This is a genomic window from Streptomyces sp. NRRL WC-3626 (assembly GCF_000718785.1).
GTDB lineage: Bacteria > Actinomycetota > Actinomycetes > Streptomycetales > Streptomycetaceae > Streptomyces > Streptomyces edwardsiae.
This window is the reverse complement of sequence record NZ_JOCA01000005.1, coordinates 22,895-47,370: the sequence shown is the minus strand read 5'-3', so window position 1 is coordinate 47,370 and position 24,476 is coordinate 22,895. Positions and strand designations below refer to the sequence as shown.

The following is a 24,476-nucleotide window of genomic DNA, read 5'->3' as shown; positions in this document are numbered from 1 at the left end:
GGGAGTGTGGGGTGAGGGATGGTCGTACGCGTCCGGCTCAGCCGTCCTGGCCCACGGGCCCGGAGCAGCGTTCCGGCCACCGTGTGCCGTCGCCGGCGCGGAAGCCCTTGGCCAGCGCCTCTTCGAGGTGTGTGCGGGCCTTGAGGTCCAGCCCGGACAGTTCCTCCGAACCGTCCATGTAGGCGGTCGCGTTGCCGGGGAGTTCACGCAGCAGTACGACGGACGGTCCCGTGGGCACGGTCCGTACCCCGAGGACACGGAAGCCGGTCCCGGGTACGAAGACGATCTCCTCGTACGTCTCCGGGGAACCGCCCGGACGGTCGAGCAGTTGCCGTACCTTGCGTCCGGTGACGGACCAGATCGCGTACCGTACGGGCGCCCCTGCGGGCAGCGCGGAGGTCGTGGCGAGGGCGCTGACCGGGGCGGGGTCGTGCAGCAGCGTGCCGACGGCGGGCTCGGGTGCGCCGGCGTCCCCGCCGCGCAGGGCGACGCCCCGGTACGACGGCAGCCGGCGCAGGGCGGACGCGAGACAGCCGCCGTACGGCAGCAGGCGCCCCTCGCCGGTGTGCAGGTCGCGGATCAACTCACGGTGGTGCAGGGGGCCTTCGTCGGCGGTGAGGTAGGCGTGCGCGGCGATGAGATCGGTCCGCGCGGCGTCCAGCTCATGCCCGCGCAGGGCGGGCATCCGGGTGAGCATCCGGGACACGGCGGCGGCATGCCCCTCCCAGTCCCCGCCGGCAGCCTCCCGGAACGCGGCCCGCTCGGCCGCCCCGCTGACATGCCCGGGCACGAACGGAAGATCGACCCGCACGGCCCCGACGCCGCCCCGGCCTTTCACCACGGCCCCGGCACCGGGCGCCGGTCCGCCCTCCGGCTCAGCGGCACCCGGGGCCCGCGGGACCGGCCCGGGCCCCTCGGCCGCACCGGCATCCGATGCCCGGCCGCCGTCCCGCCCCGGTCCGCCGCGCTCACCGGCCACGCGGCCGGAGCCCTCGGGCTTATCGGCAGCGAGTGCCCGACCACGCTCCGGCTCAGCGGCGCCCCGGGCCCGCACGACCGGAGCGGAGCCCTTCGCATCACCGGCATCCCGTGCCCGGCGGCCGTCCGACCCTGGTTCACCCCGCTCACCGACGGACGAGTCCTTCATGGCGGGCCGGGAACCCTCGGACGGGTCCGCATCGGGTGCCGGACCACCCTGTGGCCTCGGCTCGGCGGCAGCGCGACCCGAGGACACGGCACGTACCTGCCCGGCAGGCTCGAAGCCTTCCGGCCCACTGGCATCGGGGACCCGGCCACCCGCCGACCCGCCCCCGTCCCGCCCGGCAACCCGGGCCTTCACGACGGGATCGGAGCCCTCACGCTCGGGGGCATCCGGCGTGGCGAGGTTCTCGGAGGGCCGTTCCGTGGAGGACACCCCGGACTTCGTCTCACCCCTTACGGCGGCTCCCGCCGCTTCCCCGGGCACGTCACTCCCTGCGCCGGCCGGTGCGGCCCCGCCCACCCCGGAAGGGGCCGCCGGGCCGGCCGCGCCGGGATCCTCGGGTGCCTCCGAGGACACGGCACGCCCGCCACCGCGCTCTTCGGCGGCCCCGCCGACCGGGACGGAACCGGTCCCCGACGACACCCGCACGGGCCGTCCCGGACCGCTCGCCACGGCAGGCGCCGGCGCCGAGGTCCTCGACCCGGCGACCGCCGGGTCACCGGCACCGGCCGCGGCGGTCGCGCCGACTTCTCGCACCGGTCGTCCCGGACCGCTCGCCGTGGCGGCGCGGCCACCGTGGGGCCGTTCGGGACGCGTGGGCGCCGGTGCTCCGGAACCGGCGACCGCGGGGACACCGGCGCCGGACTCAACGGCCGTACCGGACACGGCCGTAGAAGGCACAGCGCCGCCCGCAGCGGCCGTCCCCCTTCGCCCCGTCGCCGGTCCCGCGTGGGACGGCCGGACGGCGGTGACGTACCGGATGCCGGGGATGCCCTGTTCCGCCGCGAGGCGGCGGAGCGCTCCGTCGCCCGCCGGGAGCCGGCCACGGACCAGCAGGGTGGTGCGGGAGCGGACGTCCGTGCCGAGGCCGCGCAGGAGTTGGGCCAGGGCGGGCAGCAGGGAGCCGTCCAACGGCTGTCCCGGCATGCCCAGTTCGATGGCGCACACCTCCGGGTCCACGGCCAGCCCGACCGGACCGGGACGGGGTCCGTCCGGTGCCCACAGCGCGAGGCCGGCCCGGGTGACCGTCGCCTGCCAGCGGTCGGTCAGCCGTACCGTCCCCGGTTCGCTGCCGCCGAGTATCCAGTCGGGCGGGTGGAACCCCACCGGCCGGGGCACGGGCGCCCGCCCGTCCGCGTCGACGGGCCCGCAGACCACGGACGACACGAAGGGCCGCCAGGTCGGCGCGCCCTCCCGCCCGACGAGCGTCGGCCGGGGCGGTGTTCCGGCGGGGGCGTGGTCGTCGAGGAGGGGCAGGCCGGTGAGGACCTCCACCTCCGCACCCGTCAGGTCGGCGACCGACTGTCCGAGCCGCAGCAGATCGCGCCGACCGCCGGGCGCGAGCCGGACACGGGCGCGTTCCGCCGCCGGCAGCCCCTCGAGTACGGCGGCGACCTCGTCGGCGGCGACGTCCTCCGCGTGCGGGGCGCCCACCAGTACCGTGAGCCGCTCGAAGTCGACGGGCACGGAGAAGCACAGGTCGTCGGGGGCGGGCCCGGGTGCCTCGGCCGGGCGGATCACCACGCCCGCCGGAATACGGTCCACGACGCAGCCCCCGCCCGTGCGCGCGGGCACCCCGTCCAGCGCCTCCTCCCAGGCGGGCGCCGGGGCACGCCGGCCCAGCCTCCGGGGCTGCGCACCGGGCGCGAACCGCCACCAGGCGGACCCGGCTCCGGAGTCGCCGTGGGCGAAGAGCGTGCCTCCGGGCGTGATGAGGACGGCGCCGTCCGGCGCGGTCACCTCCAGTTCCCAGGCGTCCGCGATCCTGCGGGCGACGCTGGGCCGGTCCGGCCGGTCGTCACCGGCACCGGACATGACCAGCCGGACCTTTTCGGTGCCGCGGTCCCGCAGGGAGTCCAGCAGCGCGCCCAGCCGGGCCCAGTGATCCGCTCCGGGAGCCGCGCCCCCGGAGCCTACGATCACCGTGACGACGTCCTCCTCCTCGCCGACGGCGCCCGCCACCTCGGCGACGACGTCCAGGGGGAAGGAGTCGTCCTCGACCGAGCGCACCAGCAGCACACCGTCGACGTCCTCGACCGGCGGGCCCCCGGCTCCCCGGTTCACGGCCCCGCTCGCGCCACCGTCCGGACCCGGCGCACCACGACGGCCCGTACCGGAACCGGAGCCGGAACCGGACCTGCGTCCCCGGCCCGGCAGCACGGACGACCAGCGGCTCACGCGTCCGTCCCCCGCACCGGCCGAACGGCCTCGGTCACCACCGACGGAGCGGGAACGGCGTCGGGCGCGACGGGGGACTCCCCCGCGCCGACGTCCCGCACCGCCTCGGGATCCAGCAGCATGCTCACCGCCGCCGAGGGGTTCAGATACAGCACATGCCCCTCGGGCACCCGCGCCAACAGATCGTCCACGCGGACGAGTTCGAAGGCGTATCGCCCCGCCGTACGCAGGAACACCGACGAGGTGAACACCGGCACGACCGGCGTCCCGTCCGTCGCCGCCGCGCTGACCAGGCCGCCGCCCGGCGCGGTCAGCACCGCCACCTCGCGCCCCGCGAGCGCGGCCGGCACCGCCTCGCCGGGCCCGTATCCGGTGGAGGCGAGCTGGACGGCCCGGTCCACCTCGTCCTCGGGTTCGGGCCAGCCGAGGGTACGCGGGGAGGGACGGTAGTCGGGGTTGTCCTCCCACTCGACGATCTCCCCGTCGAGGCCCGACCGCCACCGTCCGGTCATCGCCCAGTCCGGCGGCTTGCCCTCCCCGGACCACATCGGGTCGACGACCCCCAGCCAGTGGTCCGGGGCGAGACGGCCCGCCTCGCGGATGTCGTCCGGAACGGGCGGAAGCGAAAGCGCCTCCTGCTGGCTCATCACTGTCCTCGTTCGGTGGATCGGGGCGCCGGCACGGTCGGCGCGACGGCGTCCGTGCCGCCGTACCGACGCTCGTACCGGCCGTCGTGCGTACCGTCGCGCCAGAGCAGCCGCCGCGCCGTGACGGCGTCCGTGACGACGCCGGTGAGCAGGCCCGACCGCAGTACGGCGCGCACCGCCCCGGTGTCGCGTCCGCCGGCCGTGACGCCGATCAGCTCGTCGACGCCCCGCAGTTCGGCGGCGCCGACGGCGATGGTCCGGGCGGTGAGCTCGGTGGAAAGGAACCGTCCGCCGTCGTCCAGGAGATGTCCGGCGGCCTCCGCGCACGCCCCCGCCTCCCGCAGCGTCTCCCGCTCGCGCTCGGACAGGGCGCCGTAGACCGTGGAGTGCGGGCCGTCCCACGCGCCGATGCCGACGACGGCCTTGGTGACCCGGCCGAACCGCTCCAGCGTCTCGGCGGTGGCGGGCTGGCTGCGCAGCACGGCGGCCGTCGCCGCGTCGGGCAGCAGGAACGGGGTGTGCAGCGGGAACGCCCGGCCGCCGCCCGCCGCGGCCGTACGGCGGACCGCGGTGATCGCGGCGTCATGGGCGAGGTCCGGTCCGTGCACACCGGTCAGCTGGACGACGTCGCACAGCGGCAGCCGGGTGACCGCCTCGCTGAGCGCGTCCACCGCGTGGCTGCCGTCCAGTCCGAGGACGTCGCCCTCCTCGACGATGTCCGAGACCAGCCGGGCCGCCGCCGTACCGAGCCAGCGCCCGCTCTGCCGCTGGTCCCCCGCACCGCCGTCGGCGCGCCCCAGATCGACGACGATGCCGTGCCGGAGCCCGAAGCGCTCGGTCAGCGCCCGTCCGAGCGGGACGTCGATCTCGGCGGGCACCGTGATGTCGATCCGCACGATGTCGTGGGCCACGGCCGCGTCCAGGAGACGGGCCACCTTGAACCGGCTGATGTCGAACTCCTTGGCGATCTCCACCTTCGACCGGTTCTCCAGATAGAAGCGCCGGGCGACGGCCGCGGCCAGGAGCGTGTCGATCGGGCCGGGTAACGCGGCCGCCTCGGCCGGTTCGGCCATGTCGTCTCTCCGTGCTCTGATAGGACGTCAACTCACGCCCCCGCACTGATTAGTTCACCTGTGCGAGGTGAGCGGAACATGAAGAGAAAGCAACATGGGAGTGACACCGGGGTCCGAAGTGGCGACCGGGACGGGACTTTCGGCCCGTCGAACGGGTCACGCGTGCTTGGGTGGGGAATGAACCATTCGACTCCCCTCCCCCCACCAGCACTTCATCAGGGAGCCCCATTGCTGCGCGGCATCGACGTGAGTGCGTACCAGTCGTCCTCGTACGACACCGACGGTCTGTCGTTCGTCTTCATCAAGGCGACGGAGGGCCGTTCGTACACCAATCCCAGACTCAAGGCCCAGACGAAGACGGCACGCGACGCCGGACTGGTCGTCGGCTTCTACCACTTCCTGTGGCCGGGCAATCTCACGGCCCAGGCCGAGTACTTCGTGAGCAAGGCGCCAAAGAAGCGGGGCGACATCCTCGCGGTCGACTGGGAGACGACGGGCGAGGGCACCCGGGCGAGCAACGCGGAGAAGGACCGCTTCATCCGCAAGGTGAGGGAACTACGCCCGCACCACCGGGTGATCCTCTACTGCAACCGCGACTTCTGGCTGAACGCGGACCGGACCTCCTACGACGGTGACGGCCTCTGGATCGCCGACTACGTCACCGCGGGCGAACCCCGTATCCAGGCGAAGTGGCGTTTCCACCAGTACACCGACGACCCGCTGGACAAGAACGTCGCGGACTTCTCCAGCAGGTCGGCGCTGAAGGAATGGGCCGCCGGCAGCTGAGGCCCAGGGGCCATTCAGCCCTGGAACTCCGGCTTGCGTTCCGGGGAGGCTTCCGTCAAAGCCTTGGCGACGGCCTCGGCGCCCGCGCGCAGGCCGTAGACCGGGGTGTCGGGCTGCTGGCGCCAGGAATCGTCGATGCCGCCCGCGTCCACGGTGTCGAAGCCGAGCTCGTCGATCAGGGCCCGCACCTTCCGCTTGGCGGCCTCGTCGTCACCGGCGACGGGCAGGGCCTGCCGGCCGGGGTCGCCGGCGGGGCGGTGGCGGTCCAGGATGTCCTGGGCGTACGTGCCGTTGAAGGCCTTGATCACGGGGTGGCCGAGCTGCCGTTCCGTCCAGCGGCTCTCGGTGACACCCTCGTCCTCGATGCCGTCGATCCTGCCGTCGCGCCGCCGCGGGTAGTAGTTGCCGGTGTCGATGACGGCCAGCCCCTCGGCGGCCCCGTCGAACAGGCCGGACGGCAGATCCGGTACGGCCTTCAGCGGGACGGTGACGACGACGATCTCGGCGCCGCGTGCCGCGTCCTCGGCCCGTACGGGCGTCGCGCCGGTCTCCTCGGCCAGTTCCGTGAGCGTCTCGGGGCCGCGGGAATTGGCGACGGAGACGTCGTGGCCGAGGGCGGTGAGCCGCCGTGTGAGATTGCCCCCGATGTTGCCCGCTCCGATGATGCCGATCTTCATGTCCGCTCGCCTCGCCCTTCCGGGGATCGATGTCCGCTTCGGCTCCCTTCGGAAACCGCCATGGTCGGCATCAACCCCCGGAACGGACGGGCTATTCCGGACCTACTTGTTCAGATGCGCCCAGAATTCGTCGAAGGACAGGACCTTGTCGCCGTTCAGGTCCTGGGACTTGATCACGGCCTCGGCGACCGCCTCGGTGACGTTCCAGTCCCCGCCCTGGGCGAGGGCGGTCTTGAACTCGGCAGCGGTGATGAACCCGTCCCCGTCCATGTCGATCCGCTCGAACTGCTTGCGCGCTTCCTCAATGTCCGCCACCGGTCCGCCCCTCATCTCGCACTTTGCCGTCTTACTGACGCAGATCAGATTATCGGGCCACCTGAGCCTCCAGTGCGGCGACCACCCACCGGAACGGCTCCTCGTACGCGCCGGGCGGTTCCAGACCGTTCATGATCGCGGACAGTTCGCGGTAGCGGGCGAGGCGTACGTTCGTCGCCGCCGCCAGGCGTTCCCGTACGGCGACGGGGTCGGCGTCCCCGATCAGCTCGCGCAGCACGCCGGGGGCCCGGGGCGAGTCGGGCGCGATGCCGTCCTGGAGCGCCCCGCTCGCGAGCTGCACCAGCCGGCTCATGAACCACAGGGAGGTGCCGGAGCGGACGTCCGGCCCCCGGTCCGCCGCGTTGAGCTCGATCATCCTGCGCATGTCGGCACGGAACTCCGGGTCCCGGATCAGCTCGGCCAGTTCCACCCAGGCGTCGGCCTGCTCGGGGGTGGGGTCGTCGGGCAGATTGGCGGCGGCGAAGCGCAGGCGGGTACGGATGTCGGGGTCGGCGGTGTCGATGCCGTCGAAGACCTCGGCCATGAAGTCCTCGATGATCCGGCCGCGCTCGGCGGCCGACAGTCGTGCCAGCTTGTTCATGAGAGTCGTCTCCTCCGCGGTCGAGCCGCGTCGTGCCACGGTCGACAGCACCGCACGGGTCATCTTCAGTGACCGGATCTGGGCGTCCAGCGCGGCGACGTGCGCCGCCGCCACCCGCGCGACCGTCGTCTCCCCGGTCAGTACCCGGCGTACGTCGTCGAGCCCGAGGCCCAGTTCACGCAGGGTGCGGACCAGTTCCAGACGGGCGACGGAGCCGGCGTCGTACAGCCGGTAGCCGCCCGAGGAGCGCGCCACCGGCGGCAGGGCTCCCTCGTCGGACCAGTAGCGGATGGTGCGCACGGACAGCCCGGTGGCCCGCGCGAGCGCGCCGATGGTGAGCAGTCCGGTGCTGTCGTCGGTCATGGCGGGGAGTCTGGTCCCTCCAGCGGGTGGAGACTCAAGGCGTACCTCGGGGCCGTCATCGACCAGGCCCGGCGGTCGGAGCCCACCGGCAGCCGGAGAGCCGCGGCACGCCTCGGAGCCGTCATCGGCCATACCCGCAAGCCCGAGCCCACCGGCAGCAGGAGACCAGCGGCACGCCTTGAGGCCCTCAGCGGTCGCTGACCCGCATCTCGAACCAGGTGGTCTTGCCGCGGGGCAGCAGGTCGACGCCCCAGCGGTCGGCGAGTTTGTCGACGAGGAAGAGGCCCCGGCCGCTGGTGTCGAGCTCCTGGACCGGCAGCAGGCAGGGCAGTCCGCGGGACGGATCGCGGACCTCGACGCGGATCCAGCCGCGCCGGTGGCGCATGCGCAGGCCGATGATCCGGGCCCCGGTGTGCCGTACGGCGTTGCCGACCAGTTCGGAGACGAGGAGGACGGCGTCCTCGGTGATCTTCGCGGAAAGGCCCCACTGGCGCAGGATCACGCTCTGGACGAGCCGTCGGGCGGTGGCGGCGGACTCGGGCCGGGACGCCAGCGGAACCTCCGCCTCCGTGGGGTTGCCGTACAACTCCAGCGCCTTCAGGGCGCGTTCGTCCTCGACCGTCGGCGACCAGCGCGACGCGGTCGCACGTCCGTCTCCCCGCGGCTGTTCCATGCCCTCCAGCCCCGCCATGCCCCCATCATGGCCGCCCACGGGGCCCCCGGGGGCCGTTCCGGGGGAATACGCCCCCCGTACGCCCCCGTCGGGCGGAGGGCCACCGTCATATGCCGAAGGCATTTCGGAATCCCCGGAGCCCCGTCCGACCTGGGGAAACGACTCGCTCTCAGGCAATCGACGGGCTCCCTCGTCACGAACGGCTTAAGGGTGCACTAAGGCTCCCATAATTCGCCCCGTCGAGGGACCCCAATCAGACATCGCGTCAATTGCAAGACCGACGAGGAACTTTCACCGGAACTTCGCCTTGCCGGGCCCCTCCTCCACGAAGCTGCGCATGCCCCGCTCGCGGTCCTCGGTGGCGAACAGTCCGGCGAACCAGTTCCGCTCGACGGCGAGCCCGGTGTCGATGTCCGTCTCCAGCCCGGTGTCGATCGACTCCTTGGCCGCGCGGAGCGCGATCGCCGGCCCCTGGGCCAGCTTCGCGGCCCACGCGTGCGCCTGCTCGTACACCTCACCGGCGGGCACCACCCGGTCCACCAGGCCGAGCGCCAGCGCCTCGTCGGCGCGCACCTGGCGTCCGGTGAAGATGAGGTCCTTGGCCTTGGAGGGGCCGATCAGCCGGGACAGCCGCTGGGTGCCGCCCGCGCCCGGGATCAGGCCCAGCAGGATCTCGGGCTGCCCGAGCTTGGCGTTCTCCCCCGCGATCCGGTAGTCGGCACAGAGCGCCAGCTCGCACCCCCCGCCGAGGGCGTACCCGGTGACGGCGGCCACGACGGGCTTGGGGATGCGTGCCACGGCCGTGAAGGAGTCCTGGAGGGCACGGGACCGCCCCACCATGGCCGCATGGTCCATGGCCTGCATCTCCTTGATGTCCGCACCCGCCGCGAACACCTTCTCGCCCCCGTAGATCACCACGGCCCGCACGTCGTCCCGCCGGGCCGCCTCCTCGGCAAGCTCCTTCAGCCGGTCCTGCGTGGCAACGTCCAGCGCATTCATCGGCGGCCGCGCCAGCCGCAGTGTCCCGACGCCTTCGGCAACTTCCAGATGTACGGTCATGCCCCGCAGGTTAGCGGGCGTTCACATCCGGGGGTACCGCGGGTGGAGACCGCGAGCCGGGGGCCGGACCGCTCCGGCGCGTGGCGCCGCCCGGCCGTGAGCCGCCCTCGCGCGGGGACGGCGGATCGCGGAACGCCTTGCGTCACGCCCCGGCGGCACCGGCTCCCCCCGCTCGCGGGGACCCGCCCGCCAGCCCCGGGATCAGCACCGCTCCCACCGCCAGGTGCATCAGGGCGAGCGAGGTCCGCGTGCCGGCGTCCATGCCCTCGCCGGTCAGCGGGAGGAAGGACAGGACCAGGACCGCGCAGGCGATCACCGTCCAGATCGTGCGGGCCCGGCGGACGCCGGAGCGTTCCAGGACGGCCAGCAGGGCCCAGGCGGCGAGGGATGCGAGCAGGGCCACGACCGCTATCGGGGCGGCGCCCAGGTCGAGGGTCTCCTCGCCGTCGGTGATGTGCGGGTGGTGGCCCAGCAGGGGGTCCGCGGTCAGCCACACCAGGACCGGGGCCAGGACGGCCAGGACCGTGACCGTGAGGCGGCGCTTCCGGGTGATCATCCGGCGGTCTCCGAGAGCGCGCCGTGCAGGAAGACGTCCACCAGTTCCCCCGGGGTCAGATCGGGTTCGTCGTCCGTACGGGGCTGGACGAAGAGCAGGCCGAAGAAGAGGGCCGCGATCTGCTCCGGCGGGCGGCGCAGGGAGGACCGCTCGGGCTCGAGGAGGTCCGCCAGGGCCGTACGGATGCGGGCCGTGGACTCCTCGCGGCCCGCGCCGCGCACCGTGCCGGGATGCTTGCCGCCGCGATGGCCCAGGGAGCCCATGATCGCGCCCATCCTGGACATGTGCGCCTGCAGCGCCTCGGCCGCCTCGGCGAGCCGGTCGGACAGCGGCTGGGACACGTCGATCGCGTCGAGTTCGCGGACCGCGTGCTCGGGGGAGAGCGCCTCGGCGACGCAGGCCTGCAGCAGCTCGTCCTTGTCGGCGAAGACACGGAAGATCGTGCCCTCCCCGATGCCGGCGGCGCGGGCGATCTTCGCGGTCGTCACGGCGGCGCCGTACTCGGTGATCAGCGGAATCGCGGTCTGGATGATCATTTCGCGGCGACGCTCCGGCGACATGCCGGGGGCGCGGCGGCGACCGGGCTGGTTCTCATTGGGTTCCGTCATGACCACGAGCATACGGAGTGAGCACTCACTCCGTCAATGAGTGAGCACTCACTCCGGTCCGGAGACCAAAAGACGGCGGGGCCGTCACCGGCCCCGCCGTCACCGTTCAGGCACGCACCGAGTGCCCCGGGCGCTTACGCCTTCCACTTCTCCCAGGACATGTTCCAGCCGTTCAGGCCGTTGTCCGGGGCGATGGTGGCGTCGTTGGAGTTCTTGACCTCCACCACGTCGCCGAGCATCGAGTTGTTGAAGAACCACGCGGCCGGCGCGCCCTTGTCCCAGCCGCCGCGGACATCGCGCAGTCCGATGCAGCCGTGGCTGGCGTTGCGGTTGCCGAAGGCGTCGCCGCCCCAGTAGTTGCCGTGGATGAAGGTGCCGGAGGTGGACAGGCGCATGGCGTGCGGGACGTCCTTGATGTCGTACTCGCCGCCGTAGCCGACCGTCTCACCGTTCATCCGGGTGACCGACAGCCGCTCGCTGATGACCATCTTGCCGTTCCAGGTCTCATAGCCGGGCGCGCCGGTGGTGACCGGGATGGTCTTGACGACCTTGCCGTCCCGCTGGACCTTCATCGTGAGCTTCTTGGCGTCGACGACGGTGACCTGCTCGCGGCCGATGGTGAAGGAGACCTTCTTGGTCTGCTTTCCGTAGACGCCGTCGCGGCCCTCGACGCCGTCGAGGTTGAGGTCGACGGTGACCTTGGTGCCGGCCTTCCAGTACTTCTCGGGCCGGAAGTCGAGGCGGTCGTTGCCGAACCAGTGGCCCGCGACCTCGACGGCCGGCTCGGTGGTGATGCTGATGGCCTTCTCGACGTCCTCCGGGTTGGTGATGCCCCGGGTGAAGCGGAGCGAGAAGGGCATGCCGACGCCGACCTTCGAGCCGTCCTCCGGAGTGAAGGTGCCGACGAAGGTGTTCTTCGGGGTCAGCGTGGTGAAGCTGGAGTCCTCGGCCGCCGTACGGCCCTCGGAGTCCTTGGCGACCGCGTGCACCGTGTACTTGGTGGAGGCGGCCAGATGGGTGGACGGCGTCCAGGAGGCGCCGTCCCCGGCCAACTCGCCGTCGATCTTCTTGCCGTCCGGGTTCTTGACGACGACCTCGGTCAGCTTGCCCTTCGTCGCGCTCACCTTCAGCGCGCCGCTGGTCCCGACGGACTTCGCGCCGTCCTCGGGCGCGATGGCGACGACGGCCTCGGACTGCTTGCTCTGCGCGGCGGTGGCGTCCTTGCCCTTGTTCTTGCCGTCGCCCGAGCCGCTGCCCGCGTCCGACCCTCCGCCGCAGGCGGTGACCGCCAGCATCACGCCGAGTGCCAGCGCCGCCAGCCTCCGTCCGCCCCGACCCCTGGCGCCAGCCGGCGCCGCCCCCGATATGGGTCCCACGTTCACTTGTTACTCCCCTCGGCGGGCCTGGCCGGACCCGCGCCCCCGCGCGCCCCACGCGCGCTCGGCGCATAGTAACCACAGGCCAGGGGCGTTCGAGGCGACGGGTTTGTCACCGTTCCGTTGCAAGTTCAACGGCCCGCCGGGGGAGTCACTTCACCGCGGTGCCCGCCTTCCACTTCGTCCAGTTCATGTTCCATCCACCAAGACCGTTGTCGGGGGCGACCGTACGGTCCTGACTGTTGACCACCTCGACGACGTCACCGACGAGGCTGCGGTCGAAGAACCAGCCCGCCGGGGTGTCCGCCCCGCCACCCTTCACATCGCGCAGCCCCACACAGCCGTGGCTGACGTTGGAGCCGCCGAACACCCCGGTGTCGGCCCAGTAGTTGCCGTGCAGGAAGGTGCCGGAACCGGTCAGCCGGATGGCGTGCGGGACATCGGGGATGTCGTACTCGCCGCCGAAACCCACCGTGCGGCCGTTCATGCGGGTGACCTCGAGCATCTCGGTGATCACCATCAGCCCGTTGTACGTCGGTGTCTTCCGCGCGCCCGCCGTGACCGGCACGGTGGCCAGCAACTCCCCGTCCCGGTGCACCCGCATGGTGTGCTCGGCGGCGTCGACCACCGACACCTGACTGCGGCCGACGGTGAACGTGAACGTGCGCTGCTGGAGCCCGTACACGCCGGGCGCTCCCTCCACGTCGCGCAGGTTCAGGGCGACGGTGACCTCGGTGCCGGGCTTCCAGTACCGCTCGGGGCGGAAGTCGAGCCGGGTGCCGCCGAACCAGTGCGGGCGGACCTCGACCGCCGGGCGGGCGGTGACTTGGACGGCGCGTTCGACGGCCGCGCGGTGGACGATCCGCCGGTTGAACTCCAGGGAGACGATCATTCCGGTGCCGACGGTGGTGCGGTCCTCGGGGGCGACGTAGCCGATGAAGCGTTCTTCCGGGACGTACGTGGTGAAGGTGGTGCGGCGGGCGGAGCGGCGGCCCGAGCCATCCACGGCGACCGCGTCGACGGTGTACTTCGCGGCGAGCGCCAGCCGTTCCTCGTCGGGCCGCCAGGTCAGCCCGTCGCCGGAGATCCGCCCGGGGACCCGCGTCTCGTGGGCGTCCTGCGACACGAGGACCTCCACCGACTCCAGCCGCCCGTCCGGCACCCGCACCCGCAGCCCGGAGCCGGGGCGTACGTCCTCGCTGCCGTCGCCCGGCGTCACCCGGATGACGTCCTCGGCCGCCGGGGGCCCGAACGCCCCGCCGACGCCGCCGTCCGGGGTGCAGCCGGCGGCTCCGGTCAGCAGTCCTGCCCATGTCACTACGGCTGCCAGCGCGGCCCTCGCGCGCCGTGCGCGCCCTTGTACGTACCTCACGGGGTGACCAACGACGGGCGTCGCCTCCGGGAAACGACCATGCCGCCCCCCGGGGAAACGTGAGTGCGAGGCACCCTCTGGGCAGAACTGAGGGAAGGACGACGCGCCGGGGAGCCGCGGCCGGAGCCGAGGGAGAGGGCCGTACACCCCTGTCCGCACGTCGTCCCCCACGAGCCGCGGGAGGCTGACAGGTGTCCAGCGCAGCCGAGCAGGAGGCGGTGGCCGCGGAGCGGGCCGCCGGGGACGGGCGCCCGGCCGCCGTCGTGAACGGCGTGCGGCCGGCGCCGCCCGTGCCCACGGTGCCGGTGCGGCCGGGCCGGCCGACGCCCCTGGGCGCCCGGTTCCGGGTCGGCCCGGACGGGGTGGCGGGGACCAACTTCGCGTTGTGGGCGGGCGGGGCGGAGGGGGTCGAGCTGTGCCTGTTCGACGAGCGGGGCCGGGAGCGCAGGGCCCGGCTGACCGAACTCACGCACGAGATCTGGCACGGCTTCGTACCGGACGTACTGCCCGGACAGCGGTACGGCTACCGGGTGCACGGCCGCTGGGACCCCTGGACGGGCGCCCGCTGGAACCCGGCGAAGCTGCTCCTCGACCCGTACGCCCGCGCCGTGGACGGAGACTTCGCGCTGCCGCCGGAGGTGTACGGGCATGTCCGCGACTGGCCCGAGCAGCATGTCGCGGACACCGTGCGCGACGACCGGGACTCGGCGCCGTACGTTCCCAAGGGGGTGGTCGTCCACGATGACGACGACTGGGCGGACGACCGCCGGCCGAAGACGCCCTGGGCGGACTCGGTGATCTACGAGCTGCACGTCAAGGGGTTCACGCGCCGCCACCCCGGCATTCCCGAGGAGCTGCGCGGCACGTACGCCGGTCTCGCCCACCCGGCGGCGGTCGAGCACCTGGTGAGGCTGGGCGTGACGGCCGTGGAGCTGCTGCCGGTGCACCAGTTCGCGCACGAGGACCATCTGCTGCGGCGCGGCCTGCGCGACTACTGGGGCTACAACTCCATCGGATACTTCGCCCCGCACGCCGGCTACGCGGCCTCCGGGACGAGGGGGCAGCAGGTCGGCGAGTTCAAGCGGATGGTGCGCGCCCTGCACTCGGCCGGGATCGAGGTGATCCTCGACGTGGTCTACAACCACACCGCGGAGGCGGGCGAGCTGGGGCCCACGCTTTCCCTGAAGGGCGTCGACAACCGCGGCTACTACCGTCTCCAGCCCGACGCCCGCCGGTACGCCGACTACACCGGCTGCGGCAACACGCTGCACGTCGTCCAGCCGCACGTGCTGCGCCTGATCACGGACTCCCTGCGCTACTGGGTGACGGAGATGGGCGTCGACGGCTTCCGCTTCGACCTGGCGGCGGCGCTGGCGCGCTCCATGCACGACGTCGACATGCTCTCCCCGTTCCTCGCGGTGATCGCGCAGGACCCGGTGCTGCGCCGGGTGAAGCTGATCGCGGAACCGTGGGACGTGGGCTCCGGGGGCTACCAGGTGGGCGCGTTCCCTCCCCTGTGGACGGAGTGGAACGACCGCTACCGCGACACCGTGCGGGACTTCTGGCGCCACGCGCTGCCGGACGTACGGGAGATGGGATACCGCCTGTCCGGCTCCAGCGACCTGTACGCGTGGGGCGGGCGGCGGCCGTACGCCTCGGTCAACTTCGTCACCGCGCACGACGGTTTCACCCTGCGCGACCTCGTGTCGTACGGCCGCAAGCACAACGAGGCGAACGGCGAGGGCAATCGGGACGGCACCGACGACAACCGCGCCTGGAACTGCGGTGTGGAGGGAGAGACGGACGACGAGGCCGTACGGGCCCTACGACGGCGGCAGTTGCGGAACCTGCTGACCACGCTGCTGCTGTCGACGGGCGTGCCGATGCTGGTCGCGGGCGACGAGCTGGGCCGTACCCAGCGCGGCAACAACAATGCCTACTGCCAGGACAACGAGATCGGCTGGGTGGACTGGACGCTGCTCGAAGACCCTGACTGGCGGCCCCTGTTCGAGCTGACCTCCCGGCTGATCGCCCTGCGCCACCACCATCCGGTGCTGCGCCGCCGGGCGTTCTTCTCCGGCCGCGCGCACTCCGCGGACGGGCTGCGCGACCTGGCCTGGTTCACCCCGCGCGGCACGGAGATGACCGAGGGCGACTGGTACGCGCCGGCCGCCACGCTCGGCATGTACCTCTCCGGGCGGGACATCCCGGGGCGTGACGAGCACGGGGCACCGGTCCTGGACGACGGTTTCCTGGCCGTCCTGCACGCCGGTGAGGACCCGGTGGAGTTCGAACTCCCGGGCCCGCCCTGGGCGGAGCGGTACGAGGTGGTCGTCGACACCGGGCGGGAGGAGCAGTCGGATCCGCCCGGCACGGAGCACCCGGCGGGGACGCCGGTCACCGTGCCGGGGCGGACGGTGCTGCTGCTGCGGGTACGGGGCTGAGCGGGGCGGCCGGGTTTCAGCCGAGGATGCCCCGGTCGTAGCCGACGGCGACCGCCGCCGCTCGGTCGTTGACGCCGAGTTTGGCGTACACGTGGGTGAGGTGCGTCTTCACGGTCGCCTCGCTGATGAACAGCTCGCGGGCGATCTCCTTGTTGGAGGTGCCGCGCGCGACCAGTGCCAGCACCTCCCGCTCACGGGCGGAGAGGGGCTCGTTGCCCAGGGCCCGGGGGGTGCGGACGGCGGAGACCAGACGGGAGGCGACGGCCGGGGAGAGGACCGTACGGCCCTGGGCCGCCGCGCGGACCGCGCCGAACAGCTCCTCGCGGGGCGCGTCCTTGAGGAGATAGCCGGTCGCGCCGGCCTCGATCGCGGGGATGGTGTCGGAGTCGGTGTCGTACGTGGTGAGCACGAGGACCTTGGCGCGGGCGCCGCGCCGGAACAGTTCCCGGATGGCGTCGACGCCGCCCCCGCCGGGCATCCGCAGATCCATGAGGATCACGTCGGGGTCCAGGACGGCGGCCCGCCCCAGTGCCTCGACGCCGTTCGCCGCCTCGCCGAGCACCCGGAATCCGGGCGCGGAGTCGAACATGCCGCGCAGTCCGTCACGCACGACGGGGTGATCGTCGACGACGAGGAGGGTGATCACGGCGTCGGTGTTCGTGGCGTCAGCGGTCATCGCGGACCAACGGTACGCGAGCCGATACGGCGGTGCCGTGGCCGGGTTCGGCCTCGACGGTGAGGGTGCCGGCGACACGTTCGGCGCGGGCCCGCATGCCGTCGAGGCCGAACCCGCCGACGGAGGTGCGCCGCCGTGCGGTCAGCGGGTCGAAGCCCCGGCCGTCGTCGCGGATGTCGAGGGTGACCTCGTCGCCCATGTAGGAGAGGGTGACGCCGACACGGCCGGCGGCGGCGTGCCGGGCGGTGTTGGACAGGGCCTCCTCGGCGATGCGCAGCAGTGTGGCGGCGACCTCGTCGTGGAGCGGCTCGGCGGTGCCGGTGACGGTGAACCGGGGCCGGACGCCGGTGCGTCCGCTCCACGCCGTCACCGTCTTCTCCAGCGCGTCCGGCAGGGTGTCGTCGGCCAGCGCGGCCGGCGCGAGGTCGTGCACGGAGCGGCGTGCCTCGCCGAGGCTGTGCCGGGCCAGGGCGAGGGCCCGGTCCAGGTGGGCACGCCCGAGGGCGGGGTCCGGGGCGGCGGCCACGACCTGGAGCTGGGCGATGATGCCGGTCAGGCCCTGGGCGAGGGTGTCGTGGATCTCGGCGGCGAGGCGTCCGCGCTCGTCGGCGACGCCGGCCTCACGGGCCTGGACGAGAAGCTGGGCGTGCAGTGCGGCGTTCTCGTCGAGGGCCTGCCGCAACGCGGTGTTGGCGCGCTCCAGCTCGGTGATGGTCCGGACCCGGGCGCGGTTGCGCGCCTCCTCCGTGTCGGCGAGGCGGGCGAACACGACGAGCAGGACGACGTTGACCGCGAGGATCGCGCCGAAGAGCACCCAGCCCGGCTCGTCGTCCGGGGGCAGCCCGCCCGACTGGGAGCCCGCGATGGTCACGGCCGTGAGGAAGAGTCCCGGTTTGACCAGCCGAGGCGGCAGCAGCCGGTCGACCCCGAAGTAGCCGGCGTACGCGTAGAAGCCGAACAGCGGGTTGAGCCAGGTCAGGACGAACGTGATGGCGCAGCGCGCGAAGTAGAGGCAGCCGCTCGCCGCGGTCGGCCCCGGCCGGCCGCGGGCCGCCCCGGCCCACCACGCCTGCAGTCCGGCCGCGACCGCGACCAGGGCGCCGGCGACGTACCACTGGCCGGCCGTCATGCCGACCAGGCCGGTGCCCGCGGCGGCGACGGCCGTGCCGACGGCGAGCAGACCGAACGGTCCCCACTGGTGGAACGCCGTCCACTGGCGTTCGACGGTGCCGGCCTCGGTCATCGGGCCAGTGTCGGCCATCGGCGCGCTCATTCCCACCGGAAGCGGCGCGCGGCCGCCGAGGTGAGCACCACCGTCCACGCCACCAGGACCGCCAGGTGGGACCAGCCGGGCCAGTCGCCGGCCGCTGCCTCGTTCAGGGCCTGTGCGGCGGCCCCGAACGGGGTCCAGCCGACGATGTCGGCCAGCAGGTCCGGCATGGCCTGCACCGGCAGCCAGACGCCGGCGCAGAACATCGCCGGGAACAGCGCGGCCGAGCCGGCCGCGCCGGCCATCTTCGTGGTGCGGGACAGGGCGGAGAGCAGGGCACCCAGGGAGAGCGTGGCGAGCATGGCGAGGAGCAGCGCCAGAAGGTAGCCGAGGGGCTGTTCGGGCAGCCGTACGCCATAGACGAGCCGGCCGACCGTGAGCGCGAGCAGCGCCGAGAGCAGGGCGGCCCCGCCGCACAGCACCATCTGCGCGGACAGCAGCGCGGCCGGGCGCACCGGCGTGGCGGACATCCGGCGCAGGATGCCCCGCTCGCGGTAGCCGGTGAGGACCTGTGGCATGCCCTGCAGCCCGCCGACGGTCAGGCCGAGCAGGACGGCCACCGGTACGTAGGCGTCGACCGGGCGCAGTCCGCCGTAGGAGGGGTCGGCCTCGCGGAAGGACGGGACGCAGCCGAGGATCACCAGCAGCAGGGTCGGGAACACCAGCATCCAGAACAGGGCGCCGGGTTCGCGCCGGAACAGGCGCAGTTCGGTCTTCAGTACGGCGGTGTCGAGGACGTCGGTGGTCATGCGGTGGCCTCCGTGAGGTCCAGGAAGGCGTCGTCCAGCGTGGTGTCGGTGACCCGGAGCTGGTGGGCGGTGACGCGGGTGCGGGCGAGCAGGGTGATGACGGCGTTGACCGTCTCGTCCGTGCCGGACAGGGTCACGCGGCCGTCCTTGAAGGCCGCGGAGGAGAGGCCGGGCAGGGCGCGCAGATCCGTCTCGTCCAGCGGCTCGGACGGCGTGAAGCCGATGACGGTGGCGCCCGCCGAACGGCGGATCAGCCCGGCGGGGGTGTCCAGCGCGGCGACCCGGCCCCGGTCGATGACCGCGATCCGGTCGCAGAGCCGCTGCGCCTCCTCCATGAAGTGGGTGACGAGGAGGACGGTGACGCCGCCCGCGCGGATGTCCTCGATGAGCTCCCAGGTGTCGCGCCGGGCACGCGGGTCGAGGCCGGTGGTCAGCTCGTCCAGCACCACGACGCGCGGATCGCCGATCAGGGCGAGCGCGATGAACAGGCGCTGCTTCTGGCCGCCGGAGAGCCTGCCGAACCGGGTGGTCAGCTTCGGGGCGAGGCCGAGGCGTTCGGCCAGCGGGCGCCAGTCGGCGGGCCGCGGATAGAAGGAGGCGTACAGCTCCAGCGCCTCGCGGACGGTGAGTTTGGGCTGGAGTTCGCTCTGCTGCAGCTGGGCGCCGAGGAGGCGGGCGACCTCCTCGTGGTCGGCGACGGGGTCGAGGCCGGCCACCCGGACCCGGCCGGCGTCGGGCACGCGCAGGCCCTCGACACACTCGACGGTGGTGGTCTTGCCGGCGCCGTTCGGGCCGAGGATGCCGAAGATCTCGCCCTCCTCGACGGTGAAGGTGACCCCGTCGACGGCCGCACGGCCTCCGTAGGACTTGCGCAGATCGGTGACGTCGATGACGGACATGGCCCCAGCGTCGCCGCGCGGGGGCCACCGGCACATCGGCCGGTGCGCTCGAACGCCCATCCGCCGATCGGTTGATACGGGCGTACGACTTCGCCGTAGGCGCAGGTCGTAGGACCAGGGGCGGAGGGTGGTCCGGCCAAAACTCGGTGGGCAGTGTCAGTGGCGAACCGTAGGCTCGCTGCTGATGCCCACTACACCTTCTCCCCCGGAACCCCGCTCCGCCGTGCGTACGCTGCTCCGCCTGTGGCCGTACGTCAGGCCGGTGCGGGCGCGGCTGTTCACCGCCGCGTTCATCGCGATCCTCGCCTCCTGCATCGGGCTGGTCATCCCGCTCGTCCTGAAGTGGATGGTGGACGGGCCGATCGCCGACCGGGATCCGGCGGGGGTGTGGCTGGGCGCGCTGTATCTGCTGCTGCTCGGGCTGGCGGAGGCGCTGCTGTTCGGGTTCCGGCGGTGGCTGGTGGCGCGTCCGCTGTCGCGTGTCGAGGCGGAGATGCGGGCGGGGCTGTACCGGCATCTGCAGCGGGTTCCGGTCGCCTTCCACGACCGGTGGCCGTCGGGGCAGCTGCTGTCGCGGGCCACCACGGATCTGATGCTGCTGCGGATGTTCCTGGCGTTCCCGCTGACGTTCCTGCTGGTCAACAGCGTGACGATCCTCGTGGGCGTGATCATCATGCTGATCCAGGACTGGACGCTGGGCCTGGTCATCCTGATCCCCGCCGTGCCGGTGTTGATCACGTGCGTGGTGTTCGAGAAGCGGTACTCGGGCGCGGCGCGGCTGGCGCAGGACCAGGTGGGTGACCTCACGACGGTGGTCGAGGAGGGTGTCCTCGGCATCCGCATCATCAAGGGCTTCGGGCGGCACCGGAGCCAGGCGCTGGCGTTCCGGGAGCTGTCGGGGAAGCTGCGGGGGACGGAACTGTACAAGGCGCGGCTGCTGGCGACGATCCTGGGCGTCATCGTGACACTGCCGGAACTCGCCATCGGGGCGGCGCTGGTGCTGGGCGCGGTGCAGGTGGCGGACGGCGACCTCTCCGCCGGCACGCTGGTCGCGTTCCTCTCCACAGCCCTGGCCCTGCGCTGGCCGGTCGACTCCATCGGCTTCCTCCTGGCGATGAGCCAGGAAGCGGCCACGGCCACGGAACGCTACTTCGAGGTGATGGACGCCAGCCCCGAAACCGACCCCCAGCCCGCGGCCACTTCCCCGCACCCTGCGCCGCAGCATGCGGCCACTTCCCCGCACCCCTCCGCCGCTGCGCCGCAGCCTGTGGCAACCTCCCAGCCGCCCTCCGCAGCTGCGCCGCAACCTGCGGCAACCTCCCAGCCTCCCTCCGCCACTGCGGGCAGTCGTGCCGCTGGGGCGGCACGGGTGGGCTCAGCGGCACCTCGTAACGCCGAGCGGCGTGATCCCCACCCGGACGAGCCGCGCAGCCCGGCGCTTGCAGGGCACCGTCCGCGCCCACCCGTGCCGCCCAAGCGGCACGACTGCCCGCGGGTTGGCGGGGACGCCCGGGAGGGCCAGGAGGGCCGGGAGGGCCGGGAGGGCCGGGAGGGCCAGGACACTCGGGAGGGCCAGGACGGCCTCACCTTCCACGGCGTCACCTTCCGCTACCCCGACGCCCCCACCGACTCCCCGCCCGTCCTCGACCGCATCGACCTCCACATCCGCCCCGGCGAGTCCCTCGCCCTCGTCGGTGCCACCGGCAGTGGCAAAACCACCCTCACCGCCCTCGTCCCCCGCCTGCACGAGGTCACCGAAGGCCACATCACCCTCGACGGCGCGGACATCACCCTGATGTCCAGAGAGGAACTCCGCTCCCGGGTGGCCGTGGCCTTCGAGGAACCCACCCTCTTCTCCGCCACCGTCGGCGAGAACGTCCTCATGGGCGGCGGCACCACCGAGGACGACCTGACCCGCGCCCTCGCCGTGGCCCAGGCGGACTTCGCCCACGCCCTCCCCCACGGCACGAACACCCAGGTCGGCGAACAGGGCCTCAGCCTCTCCGGCGGCCAGCGCCAACGCCTCGCCCTGGCCAGAGCGGTCGTCGGCCGCCCCGACTTCCTCGTCCTCGACGACCCCCTCTCCGCCCTCGACGTGCACACCGAGGCCGCCGTGGAAGCCGCACTGCGCAGGGTCCTCGCGGACACCACCGCCCTCATCGTGGCCCACCGCCCCTCCACGGTCCTCCTCGCCGACCGCGTGGCCCTTCTCTCCGGCGGCAGGATCACCGCGATCGGCACCCACCACGAACTGCTGCGCGGCAACCCCGAGTACGCGCACCTCATGTCCGGCGAGCCCGCGGGAACCCAGGAGGACGACGAGCGATGACGGCGACCACCACCGCCCCCGCCCGGGACGAGGACGACGACCTGACCCGGCCGTCCGACGACCCCTTCGACCAGGACCAGTTGCCCGCTCCCCCGGGCGCCACCGGCGTACTGCTGCGTTCCCTGCTCTCCCCCATGCGGGGCAGGGTCGCCGTCACCGCCCTCCTGCTGCTGCTCCAGCAGGCAGCCGTACAGGCGGGCCCGCTGCTGGTGGCGTACGCCATCGACCGGGCCGTACCGGCGTTCCGCGAGAACGACAACGGCCCGCTGATCGCCGTGGCGGCCGGCTATCTGCTGTGCGCGGTGTCCGCCGGCGCGCTCCAGTACGCGTTCGTCAACGCCTCCGCCCGGGTCAGCCAGGACGTACTGCTCGATCTGCGCGGCCGTATCTTCCGGCACGCGCAGGCGCTCAGCGTCGACTTCCACGAGCGCTACACCTCGGGCCGTCTCATCTCCCGCTCCACCACCGACGTCGAGTCGCTGCGGGAACTCCTGGAGGAGGGCCTCCAGGAACTCGTGATGGTGATCCTCTCCGCCGTCTACATCTCGGTGCTGTTGCTCTGGCTGGACCTCGGCCTCGGCGCCGTCGCGGTGGCGTCGTTCGTGCCCCTGTATCTGCTCGTACGGTCGTATCAGCGGCGGGCGGGACGGGTGTACCGGAAGCGGTCGACGGCCATCGCGGCGGTGATCGTGAAGTTCGTCGAGACGATGAACGGCATCCGTCCGGTGCGCGCCTTCCGCCGCGAGGCGGCGAACGACGCGGACTTCGCGGTGCTGAACCGGCGGCACGAGCGGACCAACGGCGACGCGCTGCTTGAGATGGCCCGCTATGTGGTCGGCTCCCGGATCACCGCGAACACGACGGTCGCGCTGATCGTGCTGTGGGGCGCCTACCGGGTGGCGGACGACACCCTCGAACTGGGCGTACTGGCGGCGGCGGTCCTCTACCTCCGCCGCCTCTACGACCCGATCGACCGGCTCGGCATGTTCCTCAACTCCTACCAGTCGGCGGCCGCCTCCCTGGAGAAGATCGCCGGTCTGCTGGCCCAGAACCCGTCCGTGCCCGAGCCGTCCACCCCGCGCGAACTGCCCGCCCGGCGCGCCGGACTGCCCGGCCGCGAGGTCGTCTTCGACGACGTCCGGTTCGCGTACCGCACCGGCGGCGAGGTGCTGCCCAGCTTCGGCCTCACGCTCCCGGCCGGGCAGACCGTCGCGGTCGTCGGCTCGACCGGCGCGGGCAAGTCGACGCTGGCGAAGCTGCTCGCCCGCTTCTACGACCCCACCGACGGCCGGGTGCTGCTCGACGGCGTGGACCTGCTCGACGTCACGGGACGCGATCTGCGGCGCGAGGTGGTGATGGTGACGCAGGAGGCGTTCCTGTTCTCCGGCACGATCGCCGAGAACATCTCGATCGGGCGGCCGGACGCCACCCGCCCGGAGATCGAGCAGGCGGCGAAGGAGATCGGAGCGCACGACTTCATCGCCGCCCTCCCCGACGGCTACGACACCGACGTACGCAAGCGGGGCGGCCGTATCTCGGCCGGTCAGCGCCAACTGGTCTCCTTCGCGCGGGCGTTGCTGGCGGACCCGGCGGTCCTCATCCTCGACGAGGCGACCAGTTCCCTGGACGTCCCCGGCGAACGGGCGGTGCAGCGGGCGATGGCGACGGTGCTGAAGGGCCGTACGGCGGTGGTGATCGCCCACCGGCTGTCGACCGTGGAGATCGCCGACCGGGTCCTGGTCATGGAGCACGGCCGGATCGTCGAGGACGGCGCCCCGTCCGAACTGATCGCCGGGACGGGCAGGTTCGCCGACCTGCACCGCGCCTGGCGCGACAGTCTGGCGTGAAGCGTGAAGGAGGTCCACGCGGCGGGACACTGCAAGCGGCGTGTAAAGAGCCACGTTGCCGTACGTGTGCGTGAGACGATCACACGGCCGGGCGACCCGCTCAAGCACCGCGGGCGTGAGCGCGTACGACTGCGACGACAGGGCCTCCTGGTGCGGCTCGGTTCGGTTCGCACCTCCGAGCCATCAAGAGGCCCTGCCTTCATGCCGCAGTCACTGGAAGATCACCCGGACACGTCCGTTACGTTCCTGAGCTGGGCTTCGGGGTCCCAACCCGGGGGCTGATCCTTCAGGTCTCCCCGCCACGGGCAGCCAGCCGAAATCCACGCCGCACGTGCTTGTGCAACTCCTGCATCGGTCGAGTCCTCATAGCCGAACTCGATTCCACAGCACACGCACACTTCAAATGAAGCGATGTTCCCGCCATCCCCCCACGGAGGAAACCCCTGCTCCAGTCCGCAGGCTGGGCAATGGGTTCCTGCTCTGCTACTGCGCACCAAAATAGCCCTGGTTCGAATCGTATCCACGCTTGCTCGGGTCGGGTTTGCAGTAAGTACGCGTCGCGCCGTGTTGGTCATGATTCCGACAGATTCTACGAAATGACCATTCGGTCCACCTCTGGGAGCGAAGTCGGTGGCTCATCGCCGTACCAGGCGATGGAAGCCCGCCCTCCAAGCCTTCGACATCGCCTTCGAAGGCCGGCTCACCGCAGCACAGCAGTAACAACCCACCCACGAGTTACACCACTCGCTGTACAGACCCGCCCGACGAACCACCCCT

At 72.5% G+C, this 24,476-nt stretch carries 20 protein-coding genes; 4 read left to right on the top strand and 16 right to left on the bottom strand.

The genetic code is table 11. From position 1 onward, the window contains the following. Positions 1–37 precede the first annotated feature (37 nt). Genes IF28_RS36990 through IF28_RS0109345 form a run of 3 tightly spaced genes read right to left on the bottom strand, consistent with a single transcriptional unit; the run spans position 38 to position 5,099 of the window. Complete coding sequence (locus IF28_RS36990) at positions 38–3,379, bottom strand: hypothetical protein (RefSeq protein WP_158713669.1); 3,342 nt, start codon at positions 3,377–3,379, stop codon at positions 38–40. Continuing rightward, a complete protein-coding gene (locus IF28_RS0109350) occupies positions 3,376–4,026 on the bottom strand; it encodes a type VII secretion system-associated protein (protein ID WP_051713689.1) in 651 nt (216 codons plus the stop codon). Before IF28_RS0109350 ends, IF28_RS36990 begins: the two co-directional genes overlap by 4 nt. Beyond that, complete coding sequence (locus tag IF28_RS0109345; RefSeq protein WP_051713688.1) at positions 4,026–5,099, bottom strand: sugar-binding transcriptional regulator; 1,074 nt, start codon at positions 5,097–5,099, stop codon at positions 4,026–4,028. Before IF28_RS0109345 ends, IF28_RS0109350 begins: the two co-directional genes overlap by 1 nt. A 228-nt stretch (positions 5,100–5,327) precedes the next feature. On the opposite strand from IF28_RS0109345, the gene IF28_RS0109340 reads away from it, so the two are divergent. After that, positions 5,328–5,885 carry a glycoside hydrolase family 25 protein gene (locus IF28_RS0109340; protein ID WP_030216468.1) on the top strand — a complete coding sequence of 186 codons (558 nt, stop codon included), beginning with the start codon at positions 5,328–5,330 and terminating at the stop codon, positions 5,883–5,885. A 14-nt stretch (positions 5,886–5,899) separates the two neighbouring features. On the opposite strand, the gene IF28_RS0109335 is transcribed toward IF28_RS0109340, so the two are convergent. From IF28_RS0109335 to IF28_RS0109295, 9 genes are all read right to left on the bottom strand, one after another. Next, the gene (locus tag IF28_RS0109335; protein WP_324616049.1) at positions 5,900–6,589 is read right to left on the bottom strand and encodes an NADPH-dependent F420 reductase; all 690 of its coding nucleotides are present in this window, start codon (positions 6,587–6,589) and stop codon (positions 5,900–5,902) included. Between the two features lie 75 nt (positions 6,590–6,664). Further along, on the bottom strand, positions 6,665–6,877 hold the full coding sequence (locus IF28_RS0109330; protein WP_030216466.1) for an EF-hand domain-containing protein: 213 nt from the start codon (positions 6,875–6,877) through the stop codon (positions 6,665–6,667). A 49-nt stretch (positions 6,878–6,926) separates the two neighbouring features. Next, the gene (locus IF28_RS0109325; RefSeq protein WP_030216465.1) at positions 6,927–7,841 is read right to left on the bottom strand and encodes a MerR family transcriptional regulator; all 915 of its coding nucleotides are present in this window, start codon (positions 7,839–7,841) and stop codon (positions 6,927–6,929) included. Between the two features lie 187 nt (positions 7,842–8,028). Continuing rightward, positions 8,029–8,637 (bottom strand): ATP-binding protein, encoded by a 609-nt coding sequence (locus IF28_RS0109320; protein WP_078621012.1) that lies wholly within the window; start codon positions 8,635–8,637, stop codon positions 8,029–8,031. Positions 8,638–8,805: 168 nt separating this feature from the next. Next, positions 8,806–9,573, bottom strand: coding sequence for an enoyl-CoA hydratase/isomerase family protein (locus IF28_RS0109315; protein WP_030216463.1), 768 nt, complete (start codon positions 9,571–9,573; stop codon positions 8,806–8,808). Between the two features lie 142 nt (positions 9,574–9,715). Continuing rightward, positions 9,716–10,129 (bottom strand): DUF6069 family protein, encoded by a 414-nt coding sequence (locus IF28_RS0109310; protein WP_030216462.1) that lies wholly within the window; start codon positions 10,127–10,129, stop codon positions 9,716–9,718. Continuing rightward, the gene (locus IF28_RS0109305) at positions 10,126–10,737 is read right to left on the bottom strand and encodes a TetR/AcrR family transcriptional regulator (RefSeq protein WP_030216461.1); all 612 of its coding nucleotides are present in this window, start codon (positions 10,735–10,737) and stop codon (positions 10,126–10,128) included. Before IF28_RS0109305 ends, IF28_RS0109310 begins: the two co-directional genes overlap by 4 nt. 134 nt (positions 10,738–10,871) lie before the next feature. After that, positions 10,872–12,119 carry a L,D-transpeptidase gene (locus tag IF28_RS0109300; protein ID WP_406709863.1) on the bottom strand — a complete coding sequence of 416 codons (1,248 nt, stop codon included), beginning with the start codon at positions 12,117–12,119 and terminating at the stop codon, positions 10,872–10,874. 145 nt (positions 12,120–12,264) lie between these two features. Next, complete coding sequence (locus IF28_RS0109295) at positions 12,265–13,485, bottom strand: L,D-transpeptidase (protein WP_030216459.1); 1,221 nt, start codon at positions 13,483–13,485, stop codon at positions 12,265–12,267. A gap of 191 nt (positions 13,486–13,676) precedes the next feature. On the opposite strand from IF28_RS0109295, the gene glgX reads away from it, so the two are divergent. After that, the gene (gene glgX, locus IF28_RS0109290) at positions 13,677–15,929 is read left to right on the top strand and encodes a glycogen debranching protein GlgX (RefSeq protein WP_030216458.1); all 2,253 of its coding nucleotides are present in this window, start codon (positions 13,677–13,679) and stop codon (positions 15,927–15,929) included. Between the two features lie 16 nt (positions 15,930–15,945). Here the strand turns inward: glgX and IF28_RS0109285 are convergent, their stop codons facing one another. Genes IF28_RS0109285 through IF28_RS0109270 form a run of 4 tightly spaced genes read right to left on the bottom strand, consistent with a single transcriptional unit; the run spans position 15,946 to position 19,523 of the window. Further along, a complete protein-coding gene (locus IF28_RS0109285) occupies positions 15,946–16,605 on the bottom strand; it encodes a response regulator (protein ID WP_030216457.1) in 660 nt (219 codons plus the stop codon). Beyond that, on the bottom strand, positions 16,595–17,866 hold the full coding sequence (locus IF28_RS0109280) for a sensor histidine kinase (protein WP_037892915.1): 1,272 nt from the start codon (positions 17,864–17,866) through the stop codon (positions 16,595–16,597). Before IF28_RS0109280 ends, IF28_RS0109285 begins: the two co-directional genes overlap by 11 nt. A gap of 8 nt (positions 17,867–17,874) precedes the next feature. Continuing rightward, positions 17,875–18,624: an ABC transporter permease gene (locus tag IF28_RS0109275; protein WP_030216455.1), complete on the bottom strand. Its 750-nt coding sequence runs from the start codon at positions 18,622–18,624 to the stop codon at positions 17,875–17,877. After that, complete coding sequence (locus IF28_RS0109270; RefSeq protein WP_030216454.1) at positions 18,621–19,523, bottom strand: ABC transporter ATP-binding protein; 903 nt, start codon at positions 19,521–19,523, stop codon at positions 18,621–18,623. The genes IF28_RS0109275 and IF28_RS0109270 overlap by 4 nt, the downstream gene beginning before the upstream one ends. Positions 19,524–19,707: 184 nt before the next feature. Here IF28_RS0109270 and IF28_RS0109265 point away from each other — a divergent pair, with 184 nt between their 5' ends. Both IF28_RS0109265 and IF28_RS0109260 read left to right on the top strand, forming a co-directional pair. Then, entirely contained in the window at positions 19,708–21,852 is a 2,145-nt protein-coding gene (locus IF28_RS0109265; RefSeq protein ID WP_030216453.1) for an ABC transporter ATP-binding protein, read from the top strand. Next, positions 21,849–23,699 (top strand): ABC transporter ATP-binding protein, encoded by a 1,851-nt coding sequence (locus IF28_RS0109260; RefSeq protein WP_030216452.1) that lies wholly within the window; start codon positions 21,849–21,851, stop codon positions 23,697–23,699. The genes IF28_RS0109265 and IF28_RS0109260 overlap by 4 nt, the downstream gene beginning before the upstream one ends. Positions 23,700–24,476: the final 777 nt, after the last annotated feature.

Bases quoted from the DNA above. Each gene is read 5' to 3' on its own strand.
- IF28_RS0109320 (WP_078621012.1), bottom strand. From the start codon at position 8,637: ATGCCTTCGGCATATGACGGTGGCCCTCCGCCCGACGGGGGCGTACGG.
- IF28_RS0109315 (WP_030216463.1), bottom strand. From the start codon at position 9,573: ATGACCGTACATCTGGAAGTTGCCGAAGGCGTCGGGACACTGCGGCTG.
- IF28_RS0109275 (WP_030216455.1), bottom strand. From the start codon at position 18,624: ATGACCACCGACGTCCTCGACACCGCCGTACTGAAGACCGAACTGCGC.
- IF28_RS0109325 (WP_030216465.1), bottom strand. From the start codon at position 7,841: ATGACCGACGACAGCACCGGACTGCTCACCATCGGCGCGCTCGCGCGG.
- IF28_RS0109305 (WP_030216461.1), bottom strand. From the start codon at position 10,737: ATGACGGAACCCAATGAGAACCAGCCCGGTCGCCGCCGCGCCCCCGGC.
- IF28_RS0109270 (WP_030216454.1), bottom strand. From the start codon at position 19,523: ATGTCCGTCATCGACGTCACCGATCTGCGCAAGTCCTACGGAGGCCGT.
- IF28_RS0109265 (WP_030216453.1), top strand. From the start codon at position 19,708: ATGCCCACTACACCTTCTCCCCCGGAACCCCGCTCCGCCGTGCGTACG.
- IF28_RS0109280 (WP_037892915.1), bottom strand. From the start codon at position 17,866: ATGGCCGACACTGGCCCGATGACCGAGGCCGGCACCGTCGAACGCCAG.
- IF28_RS0109260 (WP_030216452.1), top strand. From the start codon at position 21,849: ATGACGGCGACCACCACCGCCCCCGCCCGGGACGAGGACGACGACCTG.
- IF28_RS0109310 (WP_030216462.1), bottom strand. From the start codon at position 10,129: ATGATCACCCGGAAGCGCCGCCTCACGGTCACGGTCCTGGCCGTCCTG.
- IF28_RS0109345 (WP_051713688.1), bottom strand. From the start codon at position 5,099: ATGGCCGAACCGGCCGAGGCGGCCGCGTTACCCGGCCCGATCGACACG.
- IF28_RS0109350 (WP_051713689.1), bottom strand. From the start codon at position 4,026: ATGAGCCAGCAGGAGGCGCTTTCGCTTCCGCCCGTTCCGGACGACATC.
- IF28_RS0109285 (WP_030216457.1), bottom strand. From the start codon at position 16,605: ATGACCGCTGACGCCACGAACACCGACGCCGTGATCACCCTCCTCGTC.